This is a genomic window from Rhodococcus sp. ENV425 (assembly GCF_002887785.1).
Classification (GTDB): Bacteria; Actinomycetota; Actinomycetes; order Mycobacteriales; family Mycobacteriaceae; genus Rhodococcus; species Rhodococcus aetherivorans.
Map to the genome: position 1 here is coordinate 14538 of NZ_PCZU01000032.1, position 5425 is coordinate 19962.

Here is a 5425-nt window from a genome sequence, read left to right on the forward strand (position 1 = left end):
GGACCGCCGACGCCAGCCCCGCGACGTCGCCGGGTGCGAACGAGAGGCCGGTCGAGCCGTCGACGACGGCCTCCCCCAGGCCGCCGGCCGTCGACGCGACGAGTGGCGTCCCGGCGGCCGCGGCCTCGAGTGCGATGATCCCGAACGGTTCGTAGCGGCTCGGCAGGACGATCGCATCGGCGCGGTGCAGCCACCCGAGCAGCTCGATGCGGTCGAGGTTGCCGACGAACGTCACCGACCGCGCGACGCGGTGCACGCGCGCCTGCTCGCGCAGCCAGTCGAACTGGGTGCCCTCCCCGGCGACGACGAGGGTGGTGCCGGGGTGCGTGCGCCGGATCCGGGGCAGGGCGGCGATCGCGTCCTGCACGCCCTTCTCGTACTCGAGGCGGCCGACGAACAGCAGCTGCGGCGGCCCGGAACGCGGCGCCCGCTCCCGGTAGGACCACGCGGTGACGTCGATTCCGTTGCGGATCACCGTCGCCGGCGGCAGGTCCGGCCCGTAGAGCGCGGCGACCTCCTCGTTCATCGATGCCGAACACGTGATGAGCCGATCGGATTCGTTGGCGAGCCACCACTCCACCGAGTGCACCTGCCGGTTCACGCGGCCCGACAGCCAGCCGCTGTGCCGGCCGGCCTCGCTTGCGTGCAGGGTGGACACCAGCGGTACGTCGAAGAACTCGGCGAGCGCGACGGCGGGGTGTGCGACGAGCCAGTCGTGCGCGTGCACCACGTCCGGGTACCAGCCGTCGCCGATGCCGCCCTTGGTCAGGCTCAGCCCCGCCCGCACCATGGCATGACCCATCGCGAGCGTCCAGGCGAGCATGTCCTCGCCGAAGTCGAAGTGCGGTGGGTCCTCGGCGACGGCCACCACGAGCACGCCCTCGGCGATGTGGCTGATCGTGGGGTGGGTGGTGGCGTCCGTGCCGGTGGGCCGCCGGGAGAGCACGACCACCTCGTGGCCGGCGGCGGCGAGCTCGGTGGCGAGGTGGTGCACGTGCCGGCCGAGGCCGCCGACGACGACGGGCGGGTACTCCCAGGAGACGATCAGCACCTTCACGAGGGGGCTCCCATCCGGTCGGGCAGGCGGCGGGCGTCGAGCCCGGGGAACAGATTGTCGGCCCGGTTCCAGCCGGCGGCCAGGCGCGCCGCCGTCTCGTCGCGGCCTGCGGCGACCGCCGCGGCGATCTCGCGCAACGCGTGGGCGTGCTTGTGGGCCCGGTCCCGCGCGTATCCGGCCGCGGTGTCCTTGCTGACCATGAATGCCCAGTCGCTCGACACCGTCAGCAGCGCCTCGCGCAGCATCTGGTCGTGCACCCGGTTGCGCAGCGCGGGGCGGCCGGCCCCGGCGGCGCCGCGGGCCTTGTCCAGGGTGTCGAGCGTGGTGCGCACGACCTCCTCGTCGAGCTGTACGAGGTCGCGAACCTGCTCGCCGGCCCACACCCGCCAGTCCTTCCCGGACCCCCACGAGGTGTCGTGCAGGTCGACGGGTGCTCCCACGTACCCGCGGTCGCGTGCGTCGGCGAGAGTGCCCACCTCGATGCCCGCCTCCGGCAGCGCCCGGAGCAGCCGTTCGAGGAACAGCGGGCCCTCGTGCCACCAGTGGCCGAACAGCTCGGTGTCGAAGGCGGCGACCACCAGGGCGTCGCGCCCGATGCGGTCGGACTCGCGGCGCAGCCGGCGGCGGATCGTGTCGACGAAGTCGGCCACGTGGCGGTCGACGGCCGCGGACGCCAGATCGGGGTCGTAGGGCGCCTTGTCCTGTGGGGCGACGGTGCGGCCGGTCACGCGGGCGGGCTTGAGCCCGGTGTCGTGGCAGTAGGTGTGGAAGTCCCGGTAGGCGGGGTGGCCCGGGTAGCCGGACTTCGGCGACCAGACCCGGTAGGACACCTGCAGATCCCGGCCGAAGGCGACGACGTCGGAGTCCCACGCGGTCCGGCCGAGCGCGGTGTCGCCGCGCAGGGCGGGACCGTCGACCATGAAGTGCCCGACGCCGGCGGCGGCGTATCCGGCCTCCATACCGGGGGTGAACGCGCACTCGGGCGCCCAGATGCCCTGCGGTGTGTGCGCCCAGCGGGCGTGCGCGTCGGCCAGCCCCTCGGCGAGGGAGAACGCCCGCAGGCGGGGATCGAGCAGAGGCTGGAAGGGATGGGCCAGCGGCCCGCCCAGCAGTTCGACCGCCTCGGCGTCGACGAGTTCGCGGAACACCGGGGATCCGCCGTGGCGCCAACGGGTTTCGAACTGTTCGAGGGCTGCGGCGGCCTGCCGGTGCTCGCGGGCTCCGAGCGCACGGTAGGCCGGCTCCCGCATGCCCGCGGCCTCGTGGGCGCGCAGCTGACAGTTGCCGAGCCAGTGGTGCATCCCGGTCAGGCAGTGGGGGTCGTCGAGCTGAGCGGCCAGCACGGGCGTCACCCCGAGGGTGACCAGGCGCGTGCGGCCCTCGGCGGCAAGCCGGCGCAGGACGTCGGTCACCGGGAGATACGTCGCGGCCCAGGACTGGTAGAGCCATTCCTCGCCGACCGGCCAGCGACCGTGGTGGGCGAGCCACGGCAGGTGCGAGTGCAGCACGAGCGCGAACAGTCCCGGTTCCCGCCGGGTGGCGGGAGTGGTCACCGCGCCGGATCCTTCACCGCGATCGCGACGAGATCCAGACTGGCGTCGATGTTCTCGGGCGCGAGGAGGAAGTCGTCGACCGTCACGGCCGCGACGTCTGCGGTCAGGCCGGCGGGCCAGGGATCGCCGGCGAGAGCGCGCTCGATCTGGGCGTCGATGAAGGAGCCGCCGTGCTTGGCATCGAGGGCGCGCAGGGCGGGGCCGTGGTGCACCCCGGTCGTCAGGGCGACGCGGAAGCCGGCTCCCTCGAGCAGTTCGGTGAGTTCGGCGGCGTTCAGCTCGCGGGTGTGGAACGGGTTGAGCGGGGTGTCGCGGCCGGGGGAGAACGTGATGCGGTTGGGGGTGCTGATCAGCAGTTCGCCGCCGTCCCGGAGCACGCGGTGGCATTCGCGCAGGAACCCGGACTGGTCCCACAGGTGCTCGATGACCTGGAAGTTGACGACAACGTCCACGGAGGCGTCGGCGAGGGGCAGGTCGGCGAGGTTGGCGTGCCGCATGTCCACGCGCGGGTAGCGGGCGCGCACGTGCGCGACGGCGCTCTCGTCGTAGTCGAGGCCGACGACGGCGGTGGCGACGCCCGCGATCATGTCGGCGCCGTAGCCCTCGCCGGCGCCCGCCTCGAGCACGGTGCGGCCGGCGCACCGGGGCAGCAGGTCGCGGTAGACCACCTCGTGGCGGCGGAACCAGTAGTTCTCCTCCGCGATGCCGGGAACGGTGCGCTCGCCGGTGAGTGGCAGTTGAGGGGCGTCGCCGGCGGGGACGGGGGATTCGCTCACCGCCCAGACATTAGCCCCACCTTTGTCGACCTCGTCATCGGTGGTCCAGATCACAGCCGTGCGGCTCCCTTCGTGTGGTTATGGTGAACGAGGTTCCCATCCAAGTTACCAGCGGGTAACTTAGCGTGAGGTAATCTATCGCACACCCCCGTGCGAAGCACGAGAGCTCGGTCAAGGCGTTGCGCCTCGCCGATCCCAGGCAGTCATACACAGGAGGTCGACGTAGACCCATGACGAACATCGTCGTTTTGATCAAGCAGGTCCCCGACACGTGGTCCGAGCGCAAGCTCAGCGACGGCGACTTCACGCTCGATCGCGAGGCCGCCGACGCGGTGCTCGACGAGATCAACGAGCGCGCCGTCGAGGAAGCCCTGCTCATCAAGGAGCGCGACGGCGGGGAGGTCACCGTGCTCACCGCCGGTCCGGACCGCGCCACCGACGCGATCCGCAAGGCGCTGTCCATGGGTGCCGACAAGGCCATCCACCTCAACGACCCGGCCATCCACGGCTCCGACGCGATCCAGACCGCGTACGCGCTCGCGGCGGCTCTCGGCCAGATCGAGGGCGTCGACCTGGTCATCGCCGGCAACGAGGCCACCGACGGCCGGATGGGCGCCGTGCCGGCGATCATCGCCGAGTACCTCGGCCTGCCGCAGCTGACCCACATGCGCAAGCTCACCGTCGCCGACGGCAAGGTCAGCGGCGAGCGCGAGACCGACGAGGGTGTCTTCACCCTCGAGGCCACGCTGCCGGCCATCGTCTCGGTCACCGAGAAGATCAACGAGCCCCGCTTCCCGTCCTTCAAGGGCATCATGGCCGCCAAGAAGAAGGAAGTTCAGGCCCTCACTCTCGCCGACATCGGGCTCGACCCCGAGATCTTCGGCGTGGCCAACGCCGGCAGCACCGTCACCGGTGTCAGCCCGAAGCCCCCGCGTACCGCTGGTGAGCGCGTCGCGGACGAGGGTGACGGCGGCAGCAAGATCGCCGCGTACCTCGTCGGCCAGAAGATCATCTGATCGCGCCCACGCGACACAGCAGACATACCCAAGGGAGAGAAAGAGCAATGGCAGAAGTACTCGTGCTCGTCGAGCACGCCGAGGGCGCGCTGAAGAAGGTCAGCACCGAGCTGATCACCGCCGCCCGTGCGCTGGGTGAGCCCGCCGCGGTCGTGACCGGTCCGGCCGGCACCGCCGACAAGCTGCAGGACGCGCTCGCCGCCGCCGGCGCCGCCAAGGTCTACGCCGCCGAGTCCGACGACATCGAGGGCTACCTGGTGACCCCGAAGGTCGACGTGCTGGCCTCGCTCGTGGAGTCCGCCAGCCCCGCCGCGGTGATCACCGCCGCCAGCGTCGAGGGCAAGGAGGTGTCGGGCCGCCTCGCCGCGCGCATCGGCTCCGGTCTGCTCTGCGACGTCATCGACGTCAAGTCCGACGGTTCGGCCGTGCACTCGATCTTCGGTGGCGCGTACACCGTCGACGCCAAGGCCAACGGCGAGGTGCCGGTCGTCTCCGTGCGTCCGGGTGCCGTCGAGGCGCAGCCGCAGGCCGGCGCCGCCGAGCGCGTGGACGTCGAGGTGCCGGCGCAGGAGGAGAACGCGGTCAAGATCACCGCGCGCAACCCGATCGTGGGCGGCGACCGTCCCGAGCTGACCGAGGCGTCGATCGTCGTCTCCGGCGGCCGCGGCGTCGGCAGCGCCGACAAGTTCAGCGTCGTCGAGGACCTCGCCGACTCGCTCGGTGCCGCCGTCGGTGCCTCCCGCGCCGCCGTCGACTCCGGCTACTACCCGGGTCAGTTCCAGGTCGGTCAGACCGGCAAGACCGTCTCGCCGCAGCTGTATGTGGCGCTGGGCATCTCCGGCGCCATCCAGCACCGGGCCGGCATGCAGACGTCCAAGACGATCGTCGCGGTCAACAAGGACGAAGAGGCCCCGATCTTCGAGATCGCGGACTACGGCGTCGTGGGTGACCTGTTCAACGTCGCTCCGCAGCTGACCGAGGAGATCAAGAAGCACAAGGGCTGATCCCGAGGTCCCGCCGCGG

The 5425-nt window shown here is 71.6% G+C and carries 5 protein-coding genes; 2 read left to right on the forward strand and 3 right to left on the reverse strand.

Annotation, left to right across the window (positions count from 1 at the left end; genetic code table 11):
• The 3 genes from CQZ88_RS01905 to CQZ88_RS01915 all read right to left on the reverse strand — a co-directional run.
• Nucleotides 1-1057 (reverse strand): glycosyltransferase family 4 protein (locus CQZ88_RS01905; RefSeq protein ID WP_258008413.1); only part of this gene is annotated, 1057 nt, incomplete at its 3' end.
• Nucleotides 1054-2610 carry a glycoside hydrolase family 57 protein gene (locus CQZ88_RS01910; protein ID WP_102799162.1) on the reverse strand — a complete coding sequence of 519 codons (1557 nt, stop codon included), beginning with the start codon at nt 2608-2610 and terminating at the stop codon, nt 1054-1056. The genes CQZ88_RS01910 and CQZ88_RS01905, both read right to left, overlap by 4 nt.
• Nucleotides 2607-3386: a bifunctional 2-polyprenyl-6-hydroxyphenol methylase/3-demethylubiquinol 3-O-methyltransferase UbiG gene (locus CQZ88_RS01915; protein ID WP_232334179.1), complete on the reverse strand. Its 780-nt coding sequence runs from the start codon at nt 3384-3386 to the stop codon at nt 2607-2609. The genes CQZ88_RS01910 and CQZ88_RS01915 overlap by 4 nt, the downstream gene beginning before the upstream one ends.
• 230 nt (nt 3387-3616) lie before the next feature.
• Here CQZ88_RS01915 and CQZ88_RS01920 point away from each other — a divergent pair, with 230 nt between their 5' ends.
• Nucleotides 3617-4402 carry an electron transfer flavoprotein subunit beta/FixA family protein gene (locus CQZ88_RS01920; protein WP_006933194.1) on the forward strand — a complete coding sequence of 262 codons (786 nt, stop codon included), beginning with the start codon at nt 3617-3619 and terminating at the stop codon, nt 4400-4402.
• Nucleotides 4403-4449: 47 nt separating this feature from the next.
• Nucleotides 4450-5406: an electron transfer flavoprotein subunit alpha/FixB family protein gene (locus CQZ88_RS01925; RefSeq protein ID WP_006933196.1), complete on the forward strand. Its 957-nt coding sequence runs from the start codon at nt 4450-4452 to the stop codon at nt 5404-5406.
• The last annotated feature ends 19 nt before the right edge of the window (nt 5407-5425 follow it).